The organism is Pseudomonas sp. EA_35y_Pfl2_R111, assembly GCF_963970955.1.
Taxonomy (GTDB): Bacteria; Pseudomonadota; Gammaproteobacteria; order Pseudomonadales; family Pseudomonadaceae; genus Aquipseudomonas.
Genome location: NZ_CAXAOM010000005.1, coordinates 140,218 through 165,421, shown reverse-complemented (window position 1 = coordinate 165,421; position 25,204 = coordinate 140,218). Strand labels below are relative to the sequence as shown.

28 protein-coding genes are annotated in these 25,204 nt (G+C 60.8%); 14 read left to right on the top strand and 14 right to left on the bottom strand.

The features are described from left to right. Window positions 1-6: 6 nt before the first annotated feature. Window positions 7-711: a glutathione S-transferase N-terminal domain-containing protein gene (locus AACY25_RS18440; RefSeq protein ID WP_339526557.1), complete on the bottom strand. Its 705-nt coding sequence runs from the start codon at window positions 709-711 to the stop codon at window positions 7-9. A gap of 136 nt (window positions 712-847) precedes the next feature. On the opposite strand from AACY25_RS18440, the gene AACY25_RS18435 reads away from it, so the two are divergent. After that, a complete protein-coding gene (locus AACY25_RS18435; RefSeq protein ID WP_339526555.1) occupies window positions 848-1,285 on the top strand; it encodes an HIT family protein in 438 nt (145 codons plus the stop codon). A gap of 116 nt (window positions 1,286-1,401) precedes the next feature. After that, window positions 1,402-1,827: a 3-isopropylmalate dehydratase gene (locus AACY25_RS18430; protein WP_339526553.1), complete on the top strand. Its 426-nt coding sequence runs from the start codon at window positions 1,402-1,404 to the stop codon at window positions 1,825-1,827. A gap of 24 nt (window positions 1,828-1,851) precedes the next feature. Here the strand turns inward: AACY25_RS18430 and AACY25_RS18425 are convergent, their stop codons facing one another. Then, the gene (locus AACY25_RS18425) at window positions 1,852-2,754 is read right to left on the bottom strand and encodes a LysR family transcriptional regulator (RefSeq protein ID WP_339526551.1); all 903 of its coding nucleotides are present in this window, start codon (window positions 2,752-2,754) and stop codon (window positions 1,852-1,854) included. A 141-nt stretch (window positions 2,755-2,895) separates the two neighbouring features. Here AACY25_RS18425 and AACY25_RS18420 point away from each other — a divergent pair, with 141 nt between their 5' ends. Continuing rightward, entirely contained in the window at window positions 2,896-3,654 is a 759-nt protein-coding gene (locus tag AACY25_RS18420) for an SDR family NAD(P)-dependent oxidoreductase (protein ID WP_339526550.1), read from the top strand. 82 nt (window positions 3,655-3,736) lie between these two features. Further along, window positions 3,737-5,023: an FAD-dependent oxidoreductase gene (locus AACY25_RS18415; protein ID WP_339526548.1), complete on the top strand. Its 1,287-nt coding sequence runs from the start codon at window positions 3,737-3,739 to the stop codon at window positions 5,021-5,023. A gap of 268 nt (window positions 5,024-5,291) precedes the next feature. Here AACY25_RS18415 and AACY25_RS18410 read toward each other — a convergent pair whose 3' ends face one another. The 4 genes from AACY25_RS18410 to AACY25_RS18395 all read right to left on the bottom strand — a co-directional run bounded on the left by AACY25_RS18410 (window position 5,292) and on the right by AACY25_RS18395 (window position 9,354). Then, window positions 5,292-6,554, bottom strand: a complete 1,263-nt coding sequence (locus AACY25_RS18410) for an MFS transporter (protein ID WP_339526546.1) — start codon at window positions 6,552-6,554, stop codon at window positions 5,292-5,294. 83 nt (window positions 6,555-6,637) lie between these two features. Further along, a complete protein-coding gene (locus AACY25_RS18405) occupies window positions 6,638-7,762 on the bottom strand; it encodes an alkene reductase (RefSeq protein WP_339526544.1) in 1,125 nt (374 codons plus the stop codon). Window positions 7,763-8,023: 261 nt separating this feature from the next. Continuing rightward, window positions 8,024-8,701: a type 1 glutamine amidotransferase domain-containing protein gene (locus AACY25_RS18400; RefSeq protein WP_339526542.1), complete on the bottom strand. Its 678-nt coding sequence runs from the start codon at window positions 8,699-8,701 to the stop codon at window positions 8,024-8,026. 59 nt (window positions 8,702-8,760) lie between these two features. Beyond that, window positions 8,761-9,354: a TetR/AcrR family transcriptional regulator gene (locus AACY25_RS18395; protein WP_339526540.1), complete on the bottom strand. Its 594-nt coding sequence runs from the start codon at window positions 9,352-9,354 to the stop codon at window positions 8,761-8,763. A 172-nt stretch (window positions 9,355-9,526) separates the two neighbouring features. On the opposite strand from AACY25_RS18395, the gene AACY25_RS18390 reads away from it, so the two are divergent. Then, window positions 9,527-10,477, top strand: coding sequence for a GlxA family transcriptional regulator (locus AACY25_RS18390; protein ID WP_339526538.1), 951 nt, complete (start codon window positions 9,527-9,529; stop codon window positions 10,475-10,477). Window positions 10,478-10,837: 360 nt separating this feature from the next. Here AACY25_RS18390 and AACY25_RS18385 read toward each other — a convergent pair whose 3' ends face one another. Then, entirely contained in the window at window positions 10,838-11,101 is a 264-nt protein-coding gene (locus tag AACY25_RS18385; protein WP_339526537.1) for a hypothetical protein, read from the bottom strand. 218 nt (window positions 11,102-11,319) lie between these two features. Next, window positions 11,320-12,225, bottom strand: a complete 906-nt coding sequence (locus AACY25_RS18380) for a LysR family transcriptional regulator (protein ID WP_339526536.1) — start codon at window positions 12,223-12,225, stop codon at window positions 11,320-11,322. A gap of 143 nt (window positions 12,226-12,368) precedes the next feature. Here AACY25_RS18380 and AACY25_RS18375 point away from each other — a divergent pair, with 143 nt between their 5' ends. Beyond that, window positions 12,369-13,112, top strand: coding sequence for an SDR family oxidoreductase (locus AACY25_RS18375; RefSeq protein WP_339526535.1), 744 nt, complete (start codon window positions 12,369-12,371; stop codon window positions 13,110-13,112). Between the two features lie 480 nt (window positions 13,113-13,592). Here the strand turns inward: AACY25_RS18375 and AACY25_RS18370 are convergent, their stop codons facing one another. The 3 genes from AACY25_RS18370 to AACY25_RS18360 all read right to left on the bottom strand — a co-directional run bounded on the left by AACY25_RS18370 (window position 13,593) and on the right by AACY25_RS18360 (window position 16,184). Further along, window positions 13,593-14,321, bottom strand: coding sequence for a substrate-binding periplasmic protein (locus AACY25_RS18370; RefSeq protein WP_339526533.1), 729 nt, complete (start codon window positions 14,319-14,321; stop codon window positions 13,593-13,595). Between the two features lie 29 nt (window positions 14,322-14,350). Further along, window positions 14,351-14,962, bottom strand: coding sequence for a LysE family translocator (locus AACY25_RS18365; protein ID WP_339526532.1), 612 nt, complete (start codon window positions 14,960-14,962; stop codon window positions 14,351-14,353). A gap of 148 nt (window positions 14,963-15,110) precedes the next feature. Further along, window positions 15,111-16,184, bottom strand: coding sequence for a hypothetical protein (locus AACY25_RS18360; RefSeq protein ID WP_339526531.1), 1,074 nt, complete (start codon window positions 16,182-16,184; stop codon window positions 15,111-15,113). 350 nt (window positions 16,185-16,534) lie between these two features. Here AACY25_RS18360 and AACY25_RS18355 point away from each other — a divergent pair, with 350 nt between their 5' ends. From AACY25_RS18355 to AACY25_RS18345, 3 genes are read left to right on the top strand one after another with little or no spacing between them, the layout of a single operon-like run. Then, complete coding sequence (locus tag AACY25_RS18355; RefSeq protein ID WP_339526735.1) at window positions 16,535-17,656, top strand: beta-ketoacyl-ACP synthase III; 1,122 nt, start codon at window positions 16,535-16,537, stop codon at window positions 17,654-17,656. After that, on the top strand, window positions 17,656-18,267 hold the full coding sequence (locus AACY25_RS18350) for an RNA polymerase sigma factor (protein ID WP_282876503.1): 612 nt from the start codon (window positions 17,656-17,658) through the stop codon (window positions 18,265-18,267). The genes AACY25_RS18355 and AACY25_RS18350 overlap by 1 nt, the downstream gene beginning before the upstream one ends. Then, window positions 18,261-18,494 carry a zf-HC2 domain-containing protein gene (locus AACY25_RS18345; RefSeq protein ID WP_339526527.1) on the top strand — a complete coding sequence of 78 codons (234 nt, stop codon included), beginning with the start codon at window positions 18,261-18,263 and terminating at the stop codon, window positions 18,492-18,494. Before AACY25_RS18350 ends, AACY25_RS18345 begins: the two co-directional genes overlap by 7 nt. Before the next feature lie 111 nt (window positions 18,495-18,605). Here AACY25_RS18345 and AACY25_RS18340 read toward each other — a convergent pair whose 3' ends face one another. Then, entirely contained in the window at window positions 18,606-19,139 is a 534-nt protein-coding gene (locus tag AACY25_RS18340; protein WP_339526525.1) for a hypothetical protein, read from the bottom strand. A gap of 127 nt (window positions 19,140-19,266) precedes the next feature. On the opposite strand from AACY25_RS18340, the gene pgm reads away from it, so the two are divergent. From pgm to AACY25_RS18325, 3 genes are all read left to right on the top strand, one after another. Further along, on the top strand, window positions 19,267-20,919 hold the full coding sequence (pgm, locus tag AACY25_RS18335; RefSeq protein ID WP_339526524.1) for a phosphoglucomutase (alpha-D-glucose-1,6-bisphosphate-dependent): 1,653 nt from the start codon (window positions 19,267-19,269) through the stop codon (window positions 20,917-20,919). Window positions 20,920-21,053: 134 nt separating this feature from the next. Then, window positions 21,054-21,212 (top strand): DUF3309 family protein, encoded by a 159-nt coding sequence (locus tag AACY25_RS18330; protein ID WP_339412443.1) that lies wholly within the window; start codon window positions 21,054-21,056, stop codon window positions 21,210-21,212. A 104-nt stretch (window positions 21,213-21,316) separates the two neighbouring features. Continuing rightward, window positions 21,317-21,679, top strand: a complete 363-nt coding sequence (locus AACY25_RS18325; RefSeq protein WP_339526523.1) for a winged helix-turn-helix domain-containing protein — start codon at window positions 21,317-21,319, stop codon at window positions 21,677-21,679. 10 nt (window positions 21,680-21,689) lie between these two features. On the opposite strand, the gene gluQRS is transcribed toward AACY25_RS18325, so the two are convergent. Both gluQRS and dksA read right to left on the bottom strand, forming a co-directional pair. Next, window positions 21,690-22,577 (bottom strand): tRNA glutamyl-Q(34) synthetase GluQRS, encoded by an 888-nt coding sequence (gene gluQRS, locus AACY25_RS18320; protein WP_339526522.1) that lies wholly within the window; start codon window positions 22,575-22,577, stop codon window positions 21,690-21,692. 63 nt (window positions 22,578-22,640) lie between these two features. Continuing rightward, the gene (gene dksA, locus AACY25_RS18315) at window positions 22,641-23,084 is read right to left on the bottom strand and encodes an RNA polymerase-binding protein DksA (RefSeq protein ID WP_090251641.1); all 444 of its coding nucleotides are present in this window, start codon (window positions 23,082-23,084) and stop codon (window positions 22,641-22,643) included. 196 nt (window positions 23,085-23,280) lie between these two features. Here dksA and AACY25_RS18310 point away from each other — a divergent pair, with 196 nt between their 5' ends. Both AACY25_RS18310 and sfsA read left to right on the top strand, forming a co-directional pair. Further along, the gene (locus AACY25_RS18310; RefSeq protein WP_339526520.1) at window positions 23,281-24,462 is read left to right on the top strand and encodes a pyridoxal phosphate-dependent aminotransferase; all 1,182 of its coding nucleotides are present in this window, start codon (window positions 23,281-23,283) and stop codon (window positions 24,460-24,462) included. Further along, window positions 24,452-25,159: a DNA/RNA nuclease SfsA gene (sfsA, locus tag AACY25_RS18305; protein WP_339526518.1), complete on the top strand. Its 708-nt coding sequence runs from the start codon at window positions 24,452-24,454 to the stop codon at window positions 25,157-25,159. Before AACY25_RS18310 ends, sfsA begins: the two co-directional genes overlap by 11 nt. The last annotated feature ends 45 nt before the right edge of the window (window positions 25,160-25,204 follow it).

Below are 25,204 nucleotides of genomic sequence, written 5' to 3'. Positions count from 1 at the left end.
GTTCTTCTAACCGCGCGCTGGCGTGGCCAATCCCTTGATCACCGCTGGTCGAGCGACAAAGGCTTGCAGCACCCGCTGCACATTGCTGAAGCGCTCGAACTCCACCAGCTCGCTGGCCTCGTAGAAGCCCACCAGGTTTCGTACCCAGGGCAATACGGCGATATCGGCGATGCTGTAGTCCTCGCCCATGATCCAGCTACGGCCTTGCAGGCGTTGGTCGAGTACGCCGAGCAGGCGCTGGGATTCGGCTACGTAGCGGTCGAGCGGACGTTTGTCCGGGTAGTCCTTACCGGCGAATTTATGGAAGAAGCCGAGCTGGCCGAACATCGGGCCGATGCCGCCCATCTGCCACATCAGCCACTGCAGGGTTTCATAGCGGGTGGCGGGGTCCTGGGCTAATAGCTGGCCGGTCTTTTCCGCCAGGTAGATCAGAATCGCTCCGGACTCGAACAACGCCAGCGGTTTGCCGCCTGGGCCGTTGGGGTCGAGGATCGCCGGGATCTTGTTGTTGGGGTTGAGCGAGAGGAATTCTTCGCTGAGCTGATCGTTGCTGTCGAAGCTGACCAGGTGCGGCTCATAGGCCAGGCCGATCTCTTCGAGCATGATCGAGGCCTTGACGCCGTTTGGCGTGGGCAGCGAATACAGCTGCAGGCGCTCGGGGTGCTGGGCGGGCCATTTTTGCGTAATTGGGTAAGCGGTAAGGGCTGACATGGACGCTCCGAATGAGGTGGCGGAAAGGCTCAGGATAACGGTGATTGGCCATTTGGTCAGGTTGCAGATTTTTCCCCGCGCGCAGAAATCGGTATGGTTGGGGCCATCTCAACCCTCGCGCACTGGAGAACCCCCGATGAGCCTGCACGGCGAATACGACAACCAGAATATCTTTGCCCAGATCATCCGCGGCGAGGCCCCTTGCTACAAGTTGTATGAGGATGAGGATGTGCTGGCCTTCCTCGATGTGTTTCCGCAGTCCTTCGGTCATACCTTGGTAATCCCCAAGCGCTCGGCGGCGCGCAATATTCTGGAGATCGATGGCGACAGCCTGAACAAGGTGATGGCCGTGGTGCAGAAGCTCACGGGCGTGATCATCGACGAGCTGGAGCCAGCCGGGGTGCAGGTGGCGCAATTCAATGGCGCGCCGGCTGGGCAGACGGTATTCCATATTCATATGCATATCGTGCCGCGCTACGTCGGCGAAAAGCTCAGCGTGCACGCCGGCGGTAAGGCCGAGCCGGAAGAGTTGGCAGCATTGCAGGCGCGTCTGCTCAAGCGCATCGCGGGTTGATAAAAGCCTGGTTGCGGCGGCGCATCAGTCTGCACTTGAGGCCGGCCGCGTCAGAGGCAATACTCAAGCCGTTTTGCGGTTTTCTTTACTGTTTTCTGCGCCCATGGAGGGCTCCCATGCGATTGATTTGTGCCGTTTTACCGCTGTTGCTGTTGGCCGGCTGTTCGTCCTGGAAGCCCGCGCCAGAGGATGTCAAACCCGTGCCGGCGGACCGTTTGTTGGGCTATCAGGAGCCGCTGGGGCAGGGTGGAGAGTTGCAGGTCAATCGTGATGTCGGCGGCATGGGCGGCGGCTGCTATGTCGCTGTACTGGTCGACCGTAAGGTGGCCGCGCGCATCGGCGTGGGTGAGCAGGTGCGTTTCCAGGTACCAACCGGCACGCGGGTGCTGAGCATTGGTATTGATGAGATGGACGACACCTTGTGCGGCATGGGCCGCCTGCGTCGTGAACTGGCGGTGAAGGTTGAGCCGGGTTCGCAGCAGAATTTCCGCATCGTCAGCGATAACCGCAAGGGCTTTGACATCCTGCCGCTTAACCAGTAACGCGTCGCTTACCGGTGCCTGCTCTCAGGCGCCGGTGTGCTCGGCCAGCAACGCCTCCAACCACTGCATAAATGCCCGCACCCGCTGCGGCTGATGACGGCGCTGGGCGTAGAGCAAGCTGAGTGGCATGGGCGGTGGCAGATAATCCGGCAACAGGCTGTGCAGATGCCCGCTGGCCAGCAACTCGCTGACGCCGATCAGCGGCGCCTGAATAATCCCCAGGCCGCCCAGGCACGCGCCTTCATAGGCATCGATGTTATTGACCGTGACATTCCCCACCATCGGCAGTTGCTGCAGCGCGCCGCCGGCCAGGTATTCGAAACCGTCTGAGCGACTGCCGAGCACCGGCACGTAGTGGATGAGCCGATGCTGGGCCAGGTCATCAAGGCTCTGCGGCGTGCCGTAGCGCGCCAGGTAGGCGCTGCTGGCGCAGTTGACCATGGGCAATTGGCCGAGCGGTCGTACGATCAGGTTGGGCTCGTTGACCACACCGATGCGCAGCACGCAGTCGAAGCCTTCGCGCACCAGATCGACGCGCCGATCACTGCTGCTGATCTCCAGTTCGATACCTGGGTGCTGCGCGATAAATTCGCCCAGACGCGGTGCCACCAAGCGCCGCGCCACGCCGGTGGGCATATCAATGCGCAGGCGACCGCTAAGCTGCGCGCCGTCCTGGCGGAACAAGCCTTCCAGCTCCTCCATATTGGCCAGCATGTCCTTGCTGCGTTCATACAGCACCAGACCGTCCTGAGTCGGTTGTACTTTGCGTGTGGTGCGGTGCAGCAGGCGCGTACCGAGCAGGGCCTCCAGGCTCTGGACCTGCTGCGACACGCTTGACCTAGGCAACCCAAGGCTGTCGGCCGCCTGGGTAAAACTAGCCAGCTCGCTGACACGGACAAAGGTGCGCAGCAGTTCCAGGGTGTTCATGGGCAGGCGCTCCACTGGATTGTTCGTGGTTGATGATCAGTGTTTTCAATTTTGCTGAGTTTATCCAGCTTAACGCGAGCAATAACCTGTGCTCACTGATTTCAACCACTGCAGTACTCGTCAACTAAAGGGAGCACGCATATGACCCGTAAAATCGCACTGATCACTGGCGCCAGCCGCGGCCTGGGGCGCAACACGGCCCTGCACCTGGCAGCGCAGGGCATCGACATCATCGGCACTTATCACAGCCAGGCGGCTGATGCGCAGAGCTTGGCGACCGAGATCGAACAGCTCGGCGCACGTGCACTGATGCTGCAACTGGATGTCAGCCAGAGCAGCAGCTTTGCTGCGTTTGCCGCCGCTGTTACTGAGGGCTTGCAGAGCACATTCGGTCGCGGCGATTTCGATTTTCTGATCAACAACGCCGGCATCGGCATCCACGCCAGCTTCGTTGAAACCAGCGAGGCGCAGTTCGATCAGCTGGTGAATATCCAGCTCAAGGGGCCGTTCTTCCTCACTCAGCAGCTGTTGCCGCTGATCGCCGAGCAGGGCCGCATCGTCAACATCTCCACCGGTCTGGCGCGATTCAGCTTGCCGGGTTATGCCGCCTATGCGGCGATGAAAGGGGGCATCGAAGTGTGGACGCGCTACCTGGCCAAGGAGCTGGGACCGCGTGGTATCAGCGTCAATGTGCTGGCCCCCGGCGCCATCGAGACCGACTTCGGTGGTGGCGTGGTGCGCGACAACAGCGAGGTCAACGCCTTTATCGCCGCCAATACCGCCCTGGGCCGGGTCGGCCTGCCGGACGATATCGGCGGGGCGATTGCCATGCTACTGAGCGACGGCGGCCGCTGGATCACCGGGCAGCGGATTGAAGCTTCGGGCGGTATGTTCCTTTGACGCTGTTCATCCTGTGATCGGTCTGGCTACGTTTATCTGGCAGAGGCGTAGAATCCGCCCGGTTTAATACCGGAGACGGATCGTGAAGGGATTGCCGATTGCCATTGTTGGGGCCGGTACGGCGGGGTTGGCCGCGGCGCTGTTCCTCGCCCGCCAGGGTTTTAGCGTGCGCCTGTTGGAGCGTGTAGCGGAGCTGCAGCCGGTGGGTGCCGGGGTGTTGTTGCAACCTTCGGGGCTGGCGGTGTTGCAGCAACTGGGGCTGTTTGCCGAGTGCAGCGGCCTGGGGGCTGCGGTCAGCCGCTTGTACGGCACCTCGGGCAATGGCCGGGTGATTCTCGATACCCGTTACGCGCATTGGCAGGCCGGCAGCTTCGGCATGGGCATTCACCGCAGCGTATTGCTCACGGCTTTGCTCAACGCGGCGCGGCAGGCCGGCGTGCAGATCGAAACCGGCGTGCATATCAGCCGTTTCACCCAGCACGCCAGCCATGTGCAGCTGTATCGTCAGGACGAACAGCGTGTCGAGCAGCCATTCGGCGAGTTCGCTGCGCTGGTGCTGGCCGACGGCGTGCGCTCGGCCCTGCGCGGGCAGATGCAGGTCAAACAGTGGCTGCAGCCTTACCCCTGGGGCGCGCTGTGGAGCATTGTGCCGACTCCGGCTTCGTCGCCAAACGCACCGGATGCCACGGACCTGCGCCAGTGGTATCGGGACTGCGCGCAGATGTTCGGCATCATGCCCACCGGGCGTACTCACCTGAACCGCGAGCAGGCCCTAAGCAGCCTGTTCTGGAGCCTGCCGGTGGCGCAGTTTGGCGCTTGGCGCGAAGCCGGCTTGGCCGCCTGGAAAGCCCAGGTGCTGCAACTGGCCGGCAGCGCTGCCGAGCCCTTTGTTGAACTGATCGAGTGTCCAGAGCAGCTGAGCCAGGCGGTGTACGCCGATGTGCGCATGCAGCGCTGGCACGATGGCCGGGTAATCGCCATCGGCGACTGCGCCCACGCCATGAGCCCGCAACTGGGCCAGGGCGCGAATATGGCGCTGGTTGATGCGGCGGCTTTATCCGCTGCGGTTACCGGGCAGAGCACACCGAGCGACTGCGACTGGTCAGCCGTTTTCGCCGCCTACGCCAGCAGCCGGCGTGACCACTTGCGCTACTACCGCCAGGCCAGCCGCCTGCTTACCCCGCTGTTCCAATCTCACAGCCGCAGCCTGGCTTGGCTGCGCGACAGCGTTCTGCTGCTGGCCCGGCACAATCCATTTGGCCGTGCGCATGCGGTCAGCACCTTGGTGGGTGGGCGCAGTGGTTGGCTGCTGAGTGGCGCGGCGCGACCGTTGCAGGTATGGAATGGGCAGGCCAATGACGGCGGCTGATTTTGGTCGATTACAGCCTCTTGCAACTGGCAGCAGTCGGCCAGGAGCAGACACTCGCTTCCGAGGCAGAACGCCAGAAGCTCGATCAGTAGCTGAGAGCTGATCGCTACTATGTGAGAGTTATATTTGAGCTTCGTCGGGTTCACAATCTGACGAAAAACGCGCTGCAAAAGACTTTGAATAGTGCCGAGTAAAAACTATCGCCTTTCTTCACAGCGCCTCGGCTTGTGCTGCACGGAATGACAAGAGATCACTGCTGTCAGAAACCTCAGCCACAGCAACACCCCTTCAGCCTGCGATTACGGTAAGGCTGCAAGAACGGGGTCACCATCAACATAAGCCCCCCTACTGCCACCAACAGCCACAAGGCCGACTGGAAGTGACCCTCACTGTCACGCAGGTATCCCATGAGTAGCGGACCGGCAGCGCCGACCAGATAACTCTGCAACATCACAAAGGCAGTCCAGGCGCCAGCCTCCTCAGGTGTCGAAGCATTGTCCAGCGGTAAGGTCATACCCAAGGTAAAGGCACCTCCGGTACCAAAAGCCGCAATCGCAGCAGTCACCAGTGGCATGGCATCAGGCGCAACGGCCATCGCCAGGCTGCCCAGCAAGGCGATGCTGGAGCTCGCAGCAAGCAACAGACGTCGATCATCGCTGCGGCTGAGCAAGCCAAACACCGGGTTGGCGAGCATGAACCCCAGGGTATAACTGGCCAGGATCAAGCCTGCCGAGCTGGCGCTCTCGCCACGCTCGATATACATCGGTGCCAACCAGGCAACCAGGGCGTAGAACACCAGGTTGTTGCAGGCGAAAAACAGTGCGATCAGCCAGGCCGTGGGATTGCGCAGCGGCATCCTGGGCATCTGGGTCGAAGAGGTAGATACCGGCGCTCTCAGGCTCCGATGCTCGATGCCCACCCAGGCCATGATCGCCAGCAGTGCCGGCAGTACCCAGAAACCGCCCGCCCAACGCCAATCACCAATTAACTGATCGATCGGCCCGGTCGCCACCGCAGCAACTGTGCTGCCCAGACCGATGGCCGTTGCATAAATACCCATGAACAACGCGATACGATTCGGCGAGCGCGCCTTCACGTAACTGGAAAACAGCGTTCCGGCGACCGCGATACCCGCCCCCACTGCCGCAGTACTGGCAAACAACTGCCCAATGGAACCAGCCATCGCACGCAAGATGATCGCGGCGCCCAGCACGATCAGCGCCAGCAGGATGATCCGGTCACGCCCAAATCGATGCGCCAGCCAGGGTGTGGGCAATGCCAGCAATCCCATCAGCAAGGTTGGAATCGTGGTCAACAGCGAAGCCTGGGTATGTGTCAATCCCAGTTCATTGATTATGGACGTCAGCAATGGCCCCATGGAAACGATGCCTGGGCGCAGCGTGAGCGCGACGAGCAGGATACACACGACCACTGCTGCGGCTGACGGAGCACGGACCTCGCTGCCAGCCGAGACCGGATACGCCAGGCCTGGCGTGACATCGCGCTTGATCGGTACGGATTTGACAGACATGACGAAGACTTCCTACGCAGTGAGCAGTTACGCAGGCGTGTCCCCGTCCATTCGCGTCGAGGCCACGCCGCCAGATGTGAACGTCAGTCCGAGTAGGTCGGGTAGTCCGTCAGGCCCTTCTCCGCGCCACCGTAGACAGTGGCAGGATCCAGCGGGTTGAGCGGCCAGCCATTGGCGATGCGTTCGGGTAGATCGGGGTTGGCGATGAAGGGACGACCGAATGCGATCAGGTCGGCCAGCCCGGCCTCGATCAGCCGCTCACCACGCTCGGCGGTATAACGACCGGCGTAGAGAATCTTCCCGCTGAAGTTCGCGCGTACGTCACGGCGGAAGCTCTCGGGCAGATCCGGCGCGTTGTCCCAGTCCGCCTCGGCGATCGACACATAGGCCACACCTGCTGCCTCCAGCACCTTGATGGCTTCGATATAAGTGGTGTGCGGGTCTTCTTCGACCAGACCGATGTACACCCGGTCCTGATCGGTGCCGGTGAACAACGTGGTGAAGCGCACACCAAGGCGATCCGCGCCTACGGCAGCGGCCACGGCATCCACGATCTCGCGCAGAAAGCGCAGACGGTTCTCCAGCGAGCCACCGTAAGCATCATCGCGCTGGTTGGAATGTGCGGAGATGAACTGGTTGACCAGATAACCGTTAGCGGCGTGAATTTCCACGCCATCGAAACCGGCGTCGATGGCATTGCGTGCCGCCTGGGCGTACTGCCCCACCAGATCGCGGATTTCAGCCAGCTCCAGTGCGCGTGGAAGCGACGGCTGAACCAGCTCGCCGACACCAGGGCCGGTCTGAATGAACGCCTTGACCTTCTGCGCCTGAATGGCGGATGGCGCCACGGGCGCCTGCCCGTCAGGCTGAAGCGCGTTATGGGAAACGCGACCGACGTGCCAGAGCTGGGCGAAGATCACTCCACCTTCGGCATGTACCGCTTCGGTCACCTTGCGCCAGCCATCAATCTGAGCCTGGCTGTAGATACCGGGCGTCCAGGCATAACCCTGGCCACGCGGTTCGATCTGGGTGCCCTCACTGACCATGAAACCGGCACCGGCACGCTGGCGGTAATAAGTGGCCATCAGATCAGTCGCGATATCGCCTGGCTGGGCGCTGCGCTGACGAGTCAACGGTGGCAGCACGATGCGGTTCTTGAGGGTGATGCGTCCCATGTCGATGGGGGTAAACAGCGCGGCGTGTTTCATGATTCCTGTCCTCTGTGCAGGCGCCTGCACTTATCGACAGGCGCACGGGCGCGAATGGGCGCGCCTGGCGCCCAATGGGCTTGATGAGTGGGAGTGCGGCCCCTCTGCTCGAGAGGCCGCTCAGGCGTTACTTCTTGATCAACGGCAACTACTACTGCGGTGTTGTTGTGCGGTAGCGTTCGCGAAGGCGCTCAGAGCGGGTGCAAAGCACGCCCGCCCATTGCCTGCACGGGTTCGTCTGAACCCGGCAGATATCGCGAATCAAGCCAGCAGCTTGAGCAAAGCGTTGGCAGCAGACTCGGAACTAGCAGGGTTCTGACCAGTGACCAAGCGTCCATCGACGACAATGAAAGGCTGCCAGTCGCCAGCTTTCTCATAGCGTGCGCCAAGTGCCTGGAACTCGTCCTCGATGAGGAAAGGCACCACGTCGGTCAGCTCTACAGCCGCTTCTTCGCTGTTGGTGAAACCAGTCACCCGGCGGCCCTTGATCAGCGGCTCGCCATTCGCAGCCTTGACGTGGCGCAGCACGCCCGGAGCATGGCAGACGAAACCGATTGGCTTACCGGCGCGCTCGAAGTTTTCGATCAGAGCGATGGAGATGTCCGACTCTGCCAGATCCCACAGAGGGCCATGGCCGCCCGGGTAGAACACCGTGTCGAAATCCTCAGCCTTCACCTCACTGAGCTTCACCGTGCTGGCCAGGGCCTGCTGCGCGGCCGGATCAGCAGCGAAACGGTGGGTCGTCTCGGTCTGGAAGTCCGGCAGATCACTCTTGGGATCCAGAGGGGGGTGGCCACCTGCTGGCGATGCCAGCACGATATCAGCGCCTGCGTCCTTAAAGACGTAGTACGGGGCGGCGAACTCTTCCAGCCAGAAGCCGGTTTTCTTGCCGGTGTTACCCAGCTTGTCATGGGATGTCAGTACCATAAGAACTTTCATGATCATTGCCTCGTATTGAGCATTGCATTGGTTTCGACCGACCTTTGCCGGCCATGGGTTCACTGGTTATCAAGAAGACTTCGTGTCTGCAGCAGGACCTCTTCGAACGTATGGTGGGTACGGGCGATCTTGGTCATCACACTGGCCCCCAACCACATCGCATAGAGCCTCAGTGCCAACTGAGCAGGCGTAGTAACGATCGTTACCGTGCCATCCTCCACTCCTTTGCTGATCGCAGCCTCCAGCCGCTCGACGATCTGCGCGGTACCGCGCTGAAGTGCCAATCGCATCGATTCGGAGAGATCGGCGACTTCGGCACCCAACTTCACGGCCAGGCATTTACCGCACTCGACCTGACTGGTCTGGTTGGAGATCCACAGTTGCCAATAACGCATCAGCGCGTCATGGGCGCTGGTTGCTGGGTTCTGAAAAATACGATCCATGTCAGCGAAATAGGTCTCGAAGTAGTGCTCCAGCAGCGCCGTGCCGAAAGCGTCCTTCGAAGCGAAGTAGTGGTAGAAGGAACCCTTCGGCACGCCCGCGGCATTCAGCACCTCATTCAGCCCAACAGCAGAAAAACCTTTGCGGGAGATGATCGATTGGGCGGCGTTGAAAATGCGCTGCCGGGTCTGGTTGCTCTCATTGGTTGTCATGGCTGCCTGTCTCAGTAGACCAGTCGTCTAGTTCGTTGGGGCCATGTTAGGAATCGCCACTGACAGCAGCAATGTCATATCCGCAAGGATTTCGGACATGCACGACAAGCCGATTGCGCAAACCACCTAGCCCTCCGACAATCAGTGAATGCCCGCAGAAAGGAAGTGATCGATGCATACCGTGGCATTAGTGGTCTACCCGCAATTCCAAGCGCTGAGCCTGTCGGTCGGTTCCGTTTTCGAGTGCGCCAACCTTCTGCATGGCGCACCGGTCTACGGATTCACTCTGGTATCGGAGGCAGGTGGAACCGTGGTGTCGTCTCAGGGCTTCTCGGTCAATACCGAGGCTCTCGGCCTAGCTGGCTATGACACCATCATCGTCAGCGGCTACCTGGAGTTGGGTGAACCCAGTCCCGAGCTGCTGACATGTCTGTCGATTGCCAGCGAACAATCGCGGCGTATTGCATCACTGTGTACAGGTGTCTTCGTACTCGCCGAAGCCGGCCTGTTGGAGGGCAAACGAGCCACGACTCATTGGTTGCACGTGCCCGAGTTCAAGAAACGTCATCCCACCGTCAGAATCGATGATGATCGGCTGTTCGTGGTCGACGGGCAGATCTGGACGGGGGCAGGCATGAGTGCCGGGGTGGATCTGGCCCTGGCAATGGTAGAGAACGACCTGGGCCCTGACCTGGCCCGCCGCGTGGCCCGCAAACTGGTAATCGCCCAGCGCAGAGGAGCCGAGCAATCACAGCTCTCGGCGCTGCTGGAGATAGATCCGAAATCCGACCGCGTGCAGCTGGCCATGGCCTATGCGCGCGAAAATCTGCGTAGCGATCTCTCGGTCGAGGCACTGGCAGATGTCGCGCGACTAAGCCCTCGTCAGTTCAGCCGGGTGTTCCGCGAGGAAACCGGGAAAACGCCGGCGAAAGCAATCGAAAGCCTCCGATTAGAGGCCGCGCGCGTGATGATGGAGACGAGCCGTCATCCAGTAGAAGTGATCGCACGCGAGACTGGTTTCGGCGATCGTGAGCGCATGCGTCAGGCGTTTCTACGTGCCTATGGCAAGCCGCCGAAGCTGATGAGGGATGATCTATACGGAACAGCTAATGGCCATGGCTGAGCTCTCTGATCAGACCCCATCACCGAAAGATATATCCGCTTACATTCATAGCATCTTGTCTAGCGTGCCAGAGAGGCAACTGTCGTGCCTCCAAACTTTTCACAGGAAATTAGTCAAGGTTAGCTGGCGCTCGCAACAGGCAGCTTCCGGCCAAAAGCAATGGGATGGGCTCCCCCTCGCCTCGACATCTGAGCGCCAGACTGAAGGTGCGAACCACAGTTAACAGCGAGAGGGAGTCCACACATGAAGCTTATGCGCATTGGGGGCGACTTAACCAAGAACGTGTTTCAGGTCCATGGCGTCGGCTGCCATGAGAAACCGATTTAGCGGCAGCGTTTACAGCGCGAGCATTGGTTGCAGTTAGGCCTTAGCCGTCGAGCCTATTCTAGATATATCAACTGAAGCACAGGACGCGCTCAGGATCATGAATGATCGACCATGGCCTGGATGGCTGCCGATAGGATGTCGGAATGGTCTTGAAAAACTCGCCTCGGCTGTTTTTTGTTTTCCCGCGCCGACACTGGCGAGCTGCGTGACTCTCTCACCTTCCTCTGCATAAAGCGCCATTGAGAACAGCTTTTCAGCGTTTTCGCTTTCAAGTCGTAAGAAAATACTGGCACGCATAACGGCTGTTGTATTGCACTCAAAGCGTTACTAGCAGGTTGTAAATGGTGCGGTAAATAAACGCGGCTATTGCCTCATTGAATCAATAGCCTAGCGACCCATAGTGGCAGACCGTTATGGATCGCTGACCACCTGCTGGCGCGGCTGCGTGCATTCGAGGCCAAGACATCACACCACGCGGCCAACATCAATTGAGCTGATCCAACTCCAGCTGTAACTCAGCCGCAAGGAAAACGTTGCGAGTCCCGAAATGCGTCAGTCAGATGATCGAACACTAGGCGCACTCGACGTGGTACGGGCCCCTGCTGTGGGCGGTAGATGAACAGGTCCCAGGGTGGCGGCGCAAGGTCGTCCAGCACCCTTACCAGCCTGCCGCTGCGGACGAAGGGGCTGGCCAAGTAGGACGGGATCTGGCCAAAGCACGCGCCGGACAGAACTGCCTCCAACTCGGTATCGGCGTCGTCGCAGATCAGCACCGGTTGCCGGGGGCTGAAGCTCTGGCCGTCGGCAAACAGCCACGGCCAGGGTCTGCCATTGCGCTGGTCGATCAACGCCGACACGGGACAGGCGTCCAGCACCTGAATCGAGCGCGGCACGCCGGTCCGGTCGATCAGTTCCGGGCTGGCAACCACATGCATGGGAACGGGTGCCAGTGCCTTAGCAACGTAGCGACGGTCGCGTATCAAGCCAACCCGGATACCGATGTCGATCTGAGCCTCCACCGAATCAGTCATCTGATCTTCCAACCGCAAGTGGAACTGCAGGTCTGGATGAGCTGCCATCAGCGGCTGCAGAAACGGAATCAGATAGTGTCGGCCAATAGTTTGCGGTGCGGTGATCCCGATACGGCCTGAAAGCTCGGGTTCACTGCGGTGTGAGCGAAACAGTGCATCGAAGTGCTCGAGGGCCGAGCGGGCTTCCTGCGCATAGCCCTGGCCAAAGGCAGTGATGTGCACCTGACGGGTATTGCGGTGGAACAGCGGCTCGCCCAACTCAGCTTCCAGCGCCTGAACGGCGCGCGTGACCCCCTGCGGAGAAATGCCCAGCCGTGTGGCGGCTTCGCGAAAACTGCCGGACTCGGCAGCGGCGCAGAAGATCCTGACCATCTCCATGCGATTGAGCATGGGGTTACCCCCCTTCTATTCCCGAATTAGGAATAGCTTAATCCAAACATTTCCATTTATTGAGATTTGCTGCGGATCTACTGTGCTCGCAGGCCTGGAACATCTCCCGGCGCCATCCAACCAGTCACGATGAGGTACGCAGCATGAGCAACAACATTTCCGGAAAAGTTGTAATCATCACTGGCGCCAGCAGCGGTTTGGGCGAGGCAACGGCCCGCCATCTGGCAGCTAAAGGGGCACGTGTGGTCCTGGCGGCGCGGCGCAAGGACAAACTGGATGCCCTGGTAACGGAGCTGGTGGCCGCAGGTGGCCAGGCGGTTGCCTACCAGACCGATGTCACCTCCCAGGATGATGTCAAGGCGCTGATCCAGGGCGCGGTGGACACCTTCGGCCGCCTCGACGTGCTGGTCAACAACGCCGGCCTGATGGCTATCGCGCCCCTGAGCGAGGGGAGTGTGGACGAGTGGGACCGCATGATCGACATCAACATCAAGGGATTGTTGTATGGGGTTGCGGCCGCGCTGCCGGTGTTCCAACAGCAAAACAGCGGTCATTTCATCAATATCGCCTCGGTCGCCGGCCTGAAGGTATTCAGCCCAGGTGGTACGGTCTACAGCGGTACCAAGTTTGCGGTCCGCGCCATTTCCGAGGGGCTGCGCCATGAGGTTGGCGGTCGTATTCGGACCACCACCATCGAGCCGGGTGCCGTGGATTCCGAGCTCAAGTTCGGCAGTTCCCACCAGGCCAGCCGCGATTTCGTGGTCGACTTCTACCAGCAGGCCATTCCTGCCGAGTCGGTGGCTCGCGCTATCGCCTTCGCCATCGAGCAGCCTGCCGATGTCGACATCAACGAGATCGTACTGCGCCCGACGGTGCAGGAGTTCTAAACCAAGCAAGGCGCCTACGGGCGCTTTTGCTGTCAAACCGGCGGGTGCAGGAATACGCGATACAGACCAAACAGATGCAAGCCTGTAATTCGGCAGAACTACGCCATCGAAACACTGGTTAAGACGCTACCCCCAAGTCGACCTCGTAGTCGGGACAAGTTCTGGCCAGGCCCTCTTCAGACAGCCCAGGCGTAACTACTACTCCTGCTTCGGGTTCTGCTCACTGCACATATCAGGACTCTCGCTGAGCACAACGCGCCTGACATGCCCACTGTCGAAGAACTGAATCGCCACGGATTTTGTAGACAGCAGATGACCGCTTGTGGCCGCTTTCTGCCAGTCAAGCGATACAGCCTGCTGGTCAGATCAAACACAATCGTTGGTCAGCACAAGCGCAACTGACTGATCAGTTGTGTGCAATTACGCAGGCAAGCCGCGCACTGGTGAGTCCAGCCTTATAACGCTCGGTTGAGTTGTATTTCAGCGGTAGCGGGCGAGCATTTCGTCGAATTCGCCAGCCTGTTTCATCTGCACCATGGCGCGCAGCAGGGCCATGGTCGGCACATCCGGGGCGTCGCGGACGATGCAGGCGATGGGGTCGGCAGCCACTTCGCTGAGGCTGTGCAGCTTCTGCCCGGGTGCTTGGTGGCGGTTGAACCAGTGCAGCGAGAGTTCGTTGCTGATGGCGTAACGGTAGCGCCGGGCGCTGAGTTTGAGCAGTACCTGATCCTGGGTGCGGGCGTCTTCGCGTTGGATCTGCCCGCTGGCGAACAGCGGTTCCAGGCGCGGGTAGGTGAAGCCCAACACGGTGCCCAGGCGCACATTGAGCAGTTGCTCGGGCGCCAGTTGTTCGGGTTTAACGCCTACCAGCACATCGCGTTGAGTCATAAAGGGCAGGCTCCAGATATAGCGGTAGTGGCCGCTGTTGACCCAATTCGGGCTGACGTAGCAGCGCACATCGATCTCGCCGGTATCCAGCGCATGCTGCACGCGCATGCGCGGTATCACCACCAGCTCGGCTTTGCGCCCAACCTTGGCGGCCATGCGCTGTTGCAGGTCGACCAGAATGCCTTCCACTGCCTTGCCGTCTTCGATACGCACCATGGGCATGGCCCAGCTGTCGTTGATCGAGAAGCGCAGTGCCCGCTCTGCGGCGAATGAAGCGCCGCTCAGGACGAGCAACAACAGGGCGGGCAACAGCTTGGGCACCAGGGCAGATCCTTTGCGGTGTACGCAGTTCAGCGGGTCATCGGCAGGGCTGCGCCCATCAGTGCAAACAGCCCGCCGCAGCAGCGATTGAAGCCTTTGCCAGTGCGTTGCAACCAGGGCCGCACGCGATGAGCCATGCGCGCCAGGAGGTATTCAACACCTCCTTCGACCACGGCAAAGGTCAGTGCCATGATGGCGAACTGCAGCCAGAGGTCGCCGCGCGGGTCGAGAAACTGCGGCAGAAACGCGCCGAAAAACAGGATTACCTTGGGGTTGGACAGCGCCGACAGCAGTCCTTGGCGAAACAGCTTGAAGCCGCTGGTCTCGGTGGCTTTCTCGGCCATCGCGAGGTGCAGAGGCGGCGCGCGCCAGAGTTGAATGCCGAGCCAGATCAGGTAGGCACCGCCAAGCCATTTGAGAATGGTCAAAGCCTGCGCCGAGGCTTGCAGCAAGGTGCCGATACCGAGCATCGACAAGGCCATCAGCAGGGTAAAACCAAGCACTCCGCCGCTGACGGTAAACAGGGTTTTGCGATGGCCGTACAAGGCGCCATGGCTAAGCGCGAGCAGGCCGTTGGGGCCAGGCGTCAGCGACAGGCCAAATACTGCGGTAAGAAAGATCAGCCAGGTATGCAGCGCCATAAAGCAGGTATCCAGAAGCGGGAGAGTGCAGGGCAGAGCCTGCGTGCCTCTGTTTTTTCATGCTGTGACTGGATAGTCAAGCTGCCTTAAGTCGCAGGGCAGATATGCAAATGCAGCGGTCCTGCCCGCGAAGGCAGGACCGGCGCTATCAGCGGTTAGCTTCCTTGAAGTTATCGTCGGACGGCTCCTTGGTGTAGGCGCCCTGGTCGTGTACCAGTTTCTTGCTGCCATTCATCAAGGTGGTGATGCGGCTGTCGCTGGTTTTCGCCGAAGCGGCCTGGTTGCTGGTGCCGGTAATCAGCGGTGGGTTGCTGCTGAACGACCACAGGTAGTGCCACACGGCGGCATTGTGCTTCTCGGTCAGTTGCGTGGCGCCGAAGTACCAGGGCTTGAGCTCGCTGAAGGCGGTCATGTTCATCAGCCCGGTGTTGCTGTCGCCGATAAAGCCGGTGCTGCTGGCCCCAGAGGTGCGGTAGACCTCGAAGATTACGCCCTTGGTTTTCAGCTCGCTGACATAGGTGCGGCACACTTCGCCGACCCACTTGTTGCCCAGGAAGCTTTTCGCGTTGTTGGAATAGAAGGGATCGAGCAGAGCGACGCGCTTGGGCAGCAGCTTGCTGTTAACCGTGCCGGCAGTGACGGCATCGCTGATTTTCTTGGTCAGCACGATGGCCATCTGGTTGCCCAGTGAGTGCCCGGCAATACGGATATTGCTGCCGCTGTAGCCAGCGAGATTGGCTTTGTAGCTGTTGAACAGCAGGTCGCTGGCGGATTGGCTTGGGCCTGTGGCGTAAGCGCCGCTGCTGTTGCGCCAGCGCATGGCGCGCGGGCCGCTGGCGGTCCAGATCTTGGCTTCGGCATCCTTCACTTCGCCTTCATCGGCAAACTGGTTCCAGTACAGCACGCCGACGTTGTAACCGGCTGCGAGCCAGGCGTGGGCCAGGTCCAGGTCCGGGCCGCCGGCATCCTTGCGGTTGAAGGTTTCGCGGTTCTTCTTCTGGGTGGCGCCGTTCTGCCAGCCGTGGATGTAGATCAGGGTCGGTTTGCTGGCCACGTAATAGGCGTTGCTCTGGCCGGGTACGGCCTTCTGCCAGCTGTCGCCGTAACCGAACCAGTACAGGCCGTGGTCGAGATTTTGGAAGGTGCTGTCGGGGAACACGCCCACGGCGGCCTGGCTTAGGGAGGTAAAACTCAGCACCAGCAATAGAAGCAGCTTGCGCATGACGGAAACCTTTCTTGTTATTAGGGAAAGGCGAGCATATAGATTGTCCGACAATCATCCATCACCCGGACGGGTGATGCCGCGCAAGCACCAGTGCGCGCGGCCTAGCGGGATGTGTCTTGCGCCACGTTGTGAGCATCTTTGCCTCAATAGCCAACAGCTTGTTGCGGTTGTCCTGACGTGCTGAGCGGACGAAGACCCCCAGGCTGTGGCAAACTCCGTGGCTCGTAACAGGACGTTTCATGGATTGAGTTTGCTGAGCCTGTCAGCCGTTTTTTGCCCATGGCCTAGCCTGCCTGGGTGTATTGCATAACTGGCCGCTGCCTGCGGCGAAGAACAGAGGAATGACTGTGCATAACGTCGTGATCAGTGGTACCGGCCTCTATACCCCGGCAAGCAGTATTTCCAACGATGAGTTGGTGGAGTCGTTCAACGCCTTTGTCCAGCTGTTCAATGCCGACAACGCCGCAGCCATCGCCAACGGTGAAGTCGAAGCGCTGAGCGAATCGAGCAGCGGCTTTATCGAAAAAGCCTCGGGCATCAAAAGCCGCTTTATCATGGACAAGGCCGGCATCCTCGACCCTAAGCGCATGGCGCCGCGCATCCCGGAGCGCAGCAATGACGAGTGGGGCATCCTCTGCGAAATGGCCGTAGGCGCCGCCAAGGACGCCATGGCCCGCGCCGGCAAGACAGCCGCCGATATCGATGGGGTGATCGTTGCCTGCTCCAACCTGCAGCGCGCCTATCCGGCCGTGGCGATTGAAGTGCAGGCCGCGCTGGGCATTCAGGGTTTTGGTTATGACATGAACGTGGCCTGCTCCTCGGCCACCTTCGGCATTCAGGCTGCGGCCAACAGCGTGCAGCTGGGCCAGGCCCGCGCGATTCTGATGGTCAACCCGGAAATCTGCACCGGCCACCTGAACTTCCGCGACCGCGACAGCCACTTTATCTTCGGTGACGCCGCCACTGCAGTGATTATCGAGCGCGCCGACCAGGCCACCTCGAACTACCAGTTCGATATCGTCGGCACCAAGCTGATCACCCAGTTCAGCAACAACATCCGCAACAACTTCGGCTTCCTCAACCGCTGTGCGGAAGAGGGCGTTGGCGCGCGCGACAAGCTGTTCGTTCAGGAAGGCCGCAAGGTATTCAAGGACGTCTGCCCGATGGTCGCCGAGCTGATTGCCGCGCACCTGGCCGAGAACAAACTGAACGTCGGTGATGTGAAGCGCTTCTGGCTGCACCAGGCCAACCTCAACATGAACCTGCTGATCGCGCGCAAGCTGCTCGGCCGCGACGCCGAGCCAGGTGAGGCGCCGGTGATTCTCGACACCTACGCCAACACCAGCTCGGCCGGTTCGGTGATCGCCCTGCACAAATACCAGGAAGACCTGCCGAGCGGCGCCCTGGGCGTGCTCAGCTCGTTCGGTGCCGGTTATTCGATTGGTAGCGTGATCCTGCGTAAGCATTGATGGATTACCCGGCTGATCAGGCGCTGCTGACGCGTCTGCGTGCAGGCGAACAGAAGGCCTACCGTGAGCTGGTCGCCACTTATCAAGGGGCGATGCGTGCGGTGGCCTTTGCCATCGTCGGCAGCCGCAACGCCGATGAAGTGGTACAGGACGCCTGGTTGGCCGTGGTGCGCAGCCTCGATGGTTTTCAGGCGCGCTCCAGCCTGAAAACCTGGCTGCTGACCATCACCGCCAATACCGCGAAAACCCGCCTCAAGGGTAATCGCCGCGAAGTGTTGCTCGACGATATTCCCTCGCCCCACGGCAGTATTGGTGATGAGCGTTTCAGCTCAGATGGCCACTGGCTGCTGGCGCCGCATGCCTGGCATCACGACTCCCCGGAAGCGCTGCTGACCGAGGACGAATTGCGTGAATGCCTGGAGAAAACCCTGGCCAGCCTGTCTGAGTTGCAGGGCAGCGTGTTGCACCTGCGTGAGCGTGAAGGGCTGGAGTTGGAGGAGATTTGTAATCTTTTACAGGTCTCGCTCTCCAATGTGCGGGTGCTGCTGCACCGTGCGCGTCTCAAGGTTTTTGCGACGCTGGAGCATTTTGAGGAAACCGGCCAATGTTGAGTTGTAAGCAGTTGGTGGCCCAATCTAGCGAATTTCTTGATGGCCAGCTGGGCCTGCGTATGCGCATGTCCGTGCGCCTTCACCTGGCCATGTGTCAGCATTGCCGGCGGTTTATCCGCCAGATGCGCCTGAGTCAGGCGGTTCTGCGTCAGCTACCGCCCGGGCAGAGCGCCGAGTTGGATGCGTTAGCCGCCAAGCTGGCGGAATTGCGCCGCAAGCATTCCTAGAAAACTGTTTACGAGCTCGCGAGCTAGAACCAAGCAAGGCGCTACGTTAGTTACCGCCTGCGGCTATTTTTAACGCAGGCTGGCCGACGCGCAGCAGGTCGTATGCCCGTTTTATTCGGCTTCTTGCGCGGCTTTAAGCGCCTCATAAGCCGGCGCGGCGTAAATGCCGACTTCCACTGCCAGCTCCATCACCCGCGCCAGGTCCGTGCTGTACACCAGCACGGCTTGCAGCTCGTCATCCAGCGCTTCGCTGAAACCCAGCAACACGTAGCCCTTGGTTTCCGGCGATAGGCTGGAAAGTTGTACCTGGATGCGGTTTAGCGCTTTCAGCGGCTCGACTTTCACCAGTTGCTTGGGCTTGAGCACAAAGCTCACTTCCGGGCCGAACGACTCGGTGATCTGCTGGAACAGTGCGTCATAGCTGTCGGCCTGAAACAGCACGGTTTCCGGCAGGCTGCCGACCACTACCCACTCGCCTAGCGGAATGGGAAAGCTGTCATCGAAGTTGATATCTGGGTTGGCGGCGAGGAATGCCTGTGGGTCGGCATAGGCCTGGGCCGCCTCGTCAGCGATGCGCGCGACGTCTTCCGCCAGCATGCAGCCCGAGCTTATCTTGCTGATCAATTCTTCGAGCTGGGCTTTCATTTGGGTCATCCTGCGGCAAGAAAATGGGCCGCAAGGATAGCCTAATCCTGTCTGCAAGCGCTGCGTCTAGGCGCGATGGCCTGTTAAGCTGCCGCTTTTTACGGGTTCTATCCTCTTCGGAGTTTCTATGAGCGCACGTCTTCATCCCTTGGCCGGTCAGCCGGCGCCTGTTTCCTTGTTAACCGATATCACCGCGCTGCTGGCGGCCTATTACGACCTGCAGCCGGACCCGAGCATGGCCAGTCAGCGAGTGGCCTTCGGCACATCCGGGCATCGCGGCAGCTCTCTGACGCACAGCTTCAACCAGGCCCATGTGTTAGCGATCAGCCAGGCCATCTGTGACTACCGGGCGGCCCAGGGCATTAACGGCCCGCTGTTTATCGGCGCCGATACCCATGCGTTGTCGGCGCCTGCGCTGGACAGCGCGATTGAAGTGTTGGCGGCCAACGGTGTGCAAACCATGATTTCTGCCGGCGGTGAGTTCACCCCGACGCCGGCCATCAGCCAAGCCATCCTCGTGCATAACCGGGGCCGTGATAGCGGCCTTGCCGATGGCATCGTCATCACGCCGTCGCACAACCCACCCGACAGCGGCGGCTTCAAGTACAACCCAACCAATGGCGGCCCGGCTGACAGCGATATCACCACCTGGGTGCAGAACCGCGCCAACGTATTGCTCGAAGGTGGTTTGCGTGAGGTCAAGCGAATGCCGCTGGCGCAGGCGCGGCAGGCCGCCAATGTGCAGGAATACGATTACCTCGGCAGCTATGTGAGTGACTTGGGCAACGTGATCGACTTCGCCCCGATCCGTGCCGCTGGCCTGCGCCTAGGTGTCGACCCGCTGGGCGGCGCTGGGGTGCATTACTGGGCACGCATCGCCGAGCAGTACGGCCTCAATCTGGATGTGGTGAGCGAGAACATCGATCCGCAGTTCGCCTTTATGAGCCTGGACTGGGACGGCCAGATCCGCATGGACCCATCCTCCAGTCACGCCATGCAGCGCCTGATCGGCCTGAAAAATGGCTATGACGTCGCTTTTGCCTGCGACACCGACTACGACCGCCACGGCATCGTCGCACCAAGTGTTGGTTTGCTGCCGGCCAATCACTTCCTCAGTGTGGCCATCGATTACCTGTTCCAGCATCGCCCGCAGTGGAGCGCCAGCGCGGCGGTGGGCAAAACCCTGGTAAGCAGCGCGATGATCGACCGCGTCGCTACGCGCCTGGGCCGGCCGATGCAGGAAGTGCCGGTGGGCTTCAAGTGGTTTGCCGGCGGCCTGTTCGACGGATCCCTCGGTTTTGGCGGCGAAGAGAGCGCCGGGGCGACCTTCCTGCGCCGTGATGGCCGGGTCTGGACCACTGACAAGGACGGCATCGCCCTGGCGCTGCTGGCTGCGGAAATGACCGCAGTGACTGGGCGTGATCCTGGCGAGCTGTATCAAGGCCTGAGCGATGAGTTCGGCGCGATCTATGCCGACCGCGTCGACGCGCCGGCCACACCTGCGCAGAAGAAGACCTTGGGCAAACTCTCGCCCGCGCAGATCAGCAGCCGTGAGCTGGCGGGTGACGCCATCACCCAGGTGCTCGACAAGGCGCCGGGCAACGGTGCGGCGGTTGGCGGGATCAAGGTGATCAGCGAGGGCGGCTGGTTCGCCGCGCGGCCGTCGGGCACCGAAGATATATACAAGATCTACGCCGAAAGCTTTCGCGATGCGGAGCATTTGCAGCGTATTTTCAGTGAAGCGCAGCAAATTGTTGATGGTGCACTGGCAGCGGAGTAGGTGTGAGCCTGTTGGTTCGATAGCGCACTGACGGCTACCGCTATGGCGTGCAAGGTGAAGGGGCGCTCACGCTTAGGTGCCATCTCGGCACCTGCTGATCCGGCGCATTGCAGTGACTCATTAAGGAGAACGCCATGAGCCTGGGTACCATTCTGTTGATCGTGCTGATTCTATTACTGATCGGCGTCATACCCGCCTGGCCACACAGCCGAAGCTGGGGTTACGGACCATCGGGCGGTTTGGGCGTGGTGGTGATTGTGCTGTTGGTGCTGCTATTGCTTGGGCACATATAACCGCGACCTTATCTCTCGAACGGTTGCTGCGCAGTAGGTTTGCTACTTTCGCCTGATCAGGTCAGACGTTAGTCTGCGCAGCGAACTCCCCCCGTGGTCGCCGCATGTACCGTCTTGATCTGAAAATCCGCCTGTATAACGGCCCTGATATTGCAATCGGCCCCGGCAAGGCCGAGCTGTTGGCGGCCATCGCGCAGCACGGCTCAATCAGCGCCGCTGCCCGTGCCATGGATATGTCGTATCGGCGCGCCTGGCTGCTGGTGGAAACCATGAATCGCAGCTTCAAGCAGCCGCTGGTCAGCACCCTGGCCGGCGGCAAGCACGGTGGCGGCACGCGATTGACCGAAACCGGTGAACAGGTGCTAGAGCACTATCGGGCGTTGTGCGCGCGAGCCCTAGCCGCAATAGAGAATGATTGCGCGGAGCTGGCTGAACTGTTGAGCGAGCCTCCGGCCGAAAAAAGCTGATCCAGAGTGTTTAGCGCAACTGCGCCTCGGCGAGCGTCAGGCTGCGCGGAATGCGTGTGGCATCCCAGTGCTGGCTGGCCCAGCGCAGCAGCTCGCCGGGCTGGCCATAGCTGGCGCCGTCCGGCAGTGCCTGACCAAGCGCACGCAGGGCGCGGATTAGCAGCGGAGTGGCCTGGTCGGCTGGCAGCGGTGGCGAACGGTAGGATTTGCCCAGCTTGTGGCCATCCGGCTGGATAATCAGCGGCACATGCAGGTAGCGCGGTTGCGAGAAACCGAGCAGTTCCTGCAGGTACAGCTGGCGCGGGGTGGAGTCGAGCAGGTCAGCGCCGCGCACAACGTCGGTCACGCCCTGCCAGGCATCGTCGAGTACCACCGCCAGCTGGTAGGCATACAGGCCATCGCGGCGGCGAATCACGAAGTCGCCCACCTCGCGGCCCAAGTGCTGGCGGTAATCGCCCTGCACGCGGTCGACAAAGTGGTAGCTCAGCTCCGGCACGCGCAGGCGAATCGCGGCATCGGCAAAACCGTGGCTGGCGTTGCGACAGGTGCCGGGGTAAATGCCCTGGGTGCCTTCCAGTTGCTTGCGCGAGCAGGTGCAGGCGTAGGCCAGACCCTGGCTGAGCAGGCGTTCGACCAGGGCGGCATATTCCCCGTGGCGCGCGCTTTGCCGTACCAGCTCGCCATCCCATTCGAAGCCGTAGCTTTCTAGGGTGCTGAGAATGCCTTCTTGGGCGCCGGCCACTTCCCGTGGTGGGTCAAGGTCTTCCATGCGCAGCAGCCAGCGGCCATTTACCGCGCGCGCGTCAAGGTACGACGCAAGAGCTGCGACCAGTGAGCCGAAGTGCAGATAACCGCTAGGGGTGGGGGCGAAGCGGCCGATATACGCGGGTGTGTTCATTTGCCGTGGCACACACAGGGAGGCAGAAACAACAGAGGGTGCCGAAGCACCCTCTGGGTCAGATCAGGAACCGATCTGTTTTTCTTTGATTTCCGCCAGCGTTTTGCAATCAATGCAAAGGGTGGCGGTGGGGCGTGCTTCCAGTCGGCGGATGCCGATTTCTACGCCGCAGGAATCGCACCAGCCGTAGTCGTTGTCTTCGATCAGTTGCAGGGTTTCGTCGATCTTCTTGATCAGCTTGCGCTCGCGATCACGGGCACGCAGTTCCAGGCTGAATTCTTCTTCCTGGCTAGCGCGATCCGCTGGATCGGGGAAGTTGGCTGCTTCGTCCTGCATATGGTGCACAGTACGATCAACTTCCTGCATCAATTCAAGCTTCCACTTGTTGAGGATGCCGGTGAAGTGGGCGCGCATCGGCTCACCCATATACTCCTCGCCCTTTGTTTCTTTATAGGGCTCGAAACCACGAGTCAGTTGGCTGCTTTTTGCTTTTGCTTTGGTGGGCATGGATGACCGCCTCTCACTCTCTCTAATCCACTGCGCAGGACGGTGTCCCTTGCCGACCCTACATCGAGTAGAACCGGCCCTGCGGCTGCAAGCGGGCGAACTTACCAGAACAACTCGGCCTGCGCCACTCCCGGTTGTCGAAGCTGCGCCGGGTATGCTTTAGAATCCGCGCCTTATCTCCCAGGCAGACAGTCCCATGGCCCAGTCCTACAGTGCGCGCAGCCGCGCCATAGAACCTTTTCACGTGATGGCGCTGCTGGCCCGCGCCAATCAGTTGCAGGCCGACGGCCATGATGTGATTCACCTGGAAATCGGTGAGCCGGACTTCACCACCGCCGCGCCGATTGTCGCTGCCGGGCAGGCGGCTCTGGCCAATGGGCACACCCGTTACACTGCTGCACGTGGCCTGCCAGCCCTGCGTGAAGCGATCTCCAGCTTCTATGACCAGCGTTACGGTCTGGATATCGACCCGCAGCGCATTCTGATCACCCCGGGTGGCTCGGGCGCCTTGCTGCTGGCCACCAGCCTGCTGGTCGACCCTGGCAAGCACTGGTTGCTGGCCGACCCGGGTTACCCCTGTAATCGTCACTTTCTGCGTCTGGTCGAAGGCGCGGCGCAGCTGGTGCCAGTAGGCCCTGAGGTGCGTTATCAACTGACGTCCGATCTGATCGAGCGCTATTGGGATCAGGATAGCGTTGGCGCGTTGGTGGCATCCCCGGCCAATCCGACCGGCACCTTGCTTAGCCGTGATGAGCTGGGCGGGCTGTCGCAGGCGCTGAAGGCGCGCGGCGGCCATCTGGTGGTGGATGAGATCTACCACGGTCTGACCTACGGCGTGGACGCGGCCAGCGTGCTGGAAGTGGACGATGAGGCCTTCGTGCTCAACAGTTTTTCCAAGTATTTCGGCATGACCGGCTGGCGCCTGGGCTGGCTGGTGGCGCCACCGGCCGCCGTGCCGGAGCTGGAGAAACTGGCACAGAACCTCTATATCAGCGCGCCGAGCATGGCCCAGCATGCCGCCTTGGCGTGCTTTGCGCCGCAGACCCTGGACATCCTCGAACAACGTCGCCACGAGTTTCAGCGCCGCCGCGATTTCCTCCTGCCGGCGTTGCGTGAACTGGGCTTCAAGATCGCCGTGGAGCCAGAGGGCGCCTTCTATCTATATGCCGATATCAGCGCCTTTGGTGGCGATGCCTTTGCCTTTTGCCAGCACTTTCTGGAAACCGAGCATGTAGCCTTTACCCCTGGTCTGGATTTCGGCCGCTATCTGGCGGCGCAGCATGTGCGGTTTGCCTACACCCAGGATCTGCCGCGCCTGCAGCAGGCGGTGGAGCGGATCAAGCGTGGCCTGATCAGCTGGCAGTCCCATGCAGTTTGATCCGCCGCTGGAAGAGGGCCGTCTCCTGCGCCGCTACAAGCGCTTTCTCGCCGATATCGAGACCGCTAGCGGCGAGCTGCTGTGCATTCACTGTCCCAACACCGGTTCGATGCTCAACTGCATGGGCGAAAACTCAAAAGTCTGGTTTAGCCGCAGCAACGACCCCAAGCGCAAGTTGCCGGGCACTTGGGAGATCGGCGAAACGCCGCACGGCCGTCTGGCGGTGATCAACACCGGGCGCGCCAATGCTTTGGTCGAAGAAGCACTGCGCGCCGGGCTGATCAGCGAGTTGAACGGTTTTACCAGCCTCAAGCGCGAAGTGCCTTACGGCCAGGAACGCAGCCGGATCGACTTTCGCCTGGACTACCCAACAGGCGCGGCGTTTGTCGAAGTTAAGAGCGTTACCCTGGGGTTCGAAGGCATTCGCGTAGCCGCATTTCCCGACGCGCGCACCGAGCGCGGCAGCAAACACCTGCGCGAACTGGCTGCACTGGCCCGTGAGGGGATCCGCGCGGTGCAGTTGTACTGCGTGAATCTGACGGACATCGACGCGGTGCGCCCGGCCGAGGAAATCGACCCGGCCTATGCCGCTGCGTTGCGTGAGGCGGTGAGTGCCGGTGTCGAAGTACTGGCCTATGGTGCCGTCATCAGCGCGCAGGAAGTGCGTCTGATCAAACGTCTGGATGTGCTGTTGTAGGGGAGGGCTTTCGGCTCTGGCATCCTGCTTCGCGATCCACATGGA

Coding starts and splice junctions, on each gene's coding strand:
- AACY25_RS18340 (WP_339526525.1), bottom strand. CDS start 19,139: ATGAAAGCCCAGCTCGAAGAATTGATCAGCAAGATAAGCTCGGGCTGC.
- AACY25_RS18380 (WP_339526536.1), bottom strand. CDS start 12,225: ATGCTCAATCGCATGGAGATGGTCAGGATCTTCTGCGCCGCTGCCGAG.
- pgm (WP_339526524.1), top strand. CDS start 19,267: ATGAGCGCACGTCTTCATCCCTTGGCCGGTCAGCCGGCGCCTGTTTCC.
- AACY25_RS18360 (WP_339526531.1), bottom strand. CDS start 16,184: ATGCGCAAGCTGCTTCTATTGCTGGTGCTGAGTTTTACCTCCCTAAGC.
- AACY25_RS18345 (WP_339526527.1), top strand. CDS start 18,261: ATGTTGAGTTGTAAGCAGTTGGTGGCCCAATCTAGCGAATTTCTTGAT.
- AACY25_RS18410 (WP_339526546.1), bottom strand. CDS start 6,554: ATGTCTGTCAAATCCGTACCGATCAAGCGCGATGTCACGCCAGGCCTG.
- AACY25_RS18375 (WP_339526535.1), top strand. CDS start 12,369: ATGAGCAACAACATTTCCGGAAAAGTTGTAATCATCACTGGCGCCAGC.
- AACY25_RS18330 (WP_339412443.1), top strand. CDS start 21,054: ATGAGCCTGGGTACCATTCTGTTGATCGTGCTGATTCTATTACTGATC.
- sfsA (WP_339526518.1), top strand. CDS start 24,452: ATGCAGTTTGATCCGCCGCTGGAAGAGGGCCGTCTCCTGCGCCGCTAC.
- AACY25_RS18420 (WP_339526550.1), top strand. CDS start 2,896: ATGACCCGTAAAATCGCACTGATCACTGGCGCCAGCCGCGGCCTGGGG.
- AACY25_RS18385 (WP_339526537.1), bottom strand. CDS start 11,101: ATGCGTGCCAGTATTTTCTTACGACTTGAAAGCGAAAACGCTGAAAAG.
- dksA (WP_090251641.1), bottom strand. CDS start 23,084: ATGCCCACCAAAGCAAAAGCAAAAAGCAGCCAACTGACTCGTGGTTTC.
- AACY25_RS18435 (WP_339526555.1), top strand. CDS start 848: ATGAGCCTGCACGGCGAATACGACAACCAGAATATCTTTGCCCAGATC.
- AACY25_RS18365 (WP_339526532.1), bottom strand. CDS start 14,962: ATGGCGCTGCATACCTGGCTGATCTTTCTTACCGCAGTATTTGGCCTG.
- AACY25_RS18350 (WP_282876503.1), top strand. CDS start 17,656: ATGGATTACCCGGCTGATCAGGCGCTGCTGACGCGTCTGCGTGCAGGC.
- AACY25_RS18395 (WP_339526540.1), bottom strand. CDS start 9,354: ATGACAACCAATGAGAGCAACCAGACCCGGCAGCGCATTTTCAACGCC.
- AACY25_RS18400 (WP_339526542.1), bottom strand. CDS start 8,701: ATGAAAGTTCTTATGGTACTGACATCCCATGACAAGCTGGGTAACACC.
- gluQRS (WP_339526522.1), bottom strand. CDS start 22,577: ATGAACACACCCGCGTATATCGGCCGCTTCGCCCCCACCCCTAGCGGT.
- AACY25_RS18430 (WP_339526553.1), top strand. CDS start 1,402: ATGCGATTGATTTGTGCCGTTTTACCGCTGTTGCTGTTGGCCGGCTGT.
- AACY25_RS18390 (WP_339526538.1), top strand. CDS start 9,527: ATGCATACCGTGGCATTAGTGGTCTACCCGCAATTCCAAGCGCTGAGC.
- AACY25_RS18425 (WP_339526551.1), bottom strand. CDS start 2,754: ATGAACACCCTGGAACTGCTGCGCACCTTTGTCCGTGTCAGCGAGCTG.
- AACY25_RS18310 (WP_339526520.1), top strand. CDS start 23,281: ATGGCCCAGTCCTACAGTGCGCGCAGCCGCGCCATAGAACCTTTTCAC.
- AACY25_RS18440 (WP_339526557.1), bottom strand. CDS start 711: ATGTCAGCCCTTACCGCTTACCCAATTACGCAAAAATGGCCCGCCCAG.
- AACY25_RS18325 (WP_339526523.1), top strand. CDS start 21,317: ATGTACCGTCTTGATCTGAAAATCCGCCTGTATAACGGCCCTGATATT.
- AACY25_RS18405 (WP_339526544.1), bottom strand. CDS start 7,762: ATGAAACACGCCGCGCTGTTTACCCCCATCGACATGGGACGCATCACC.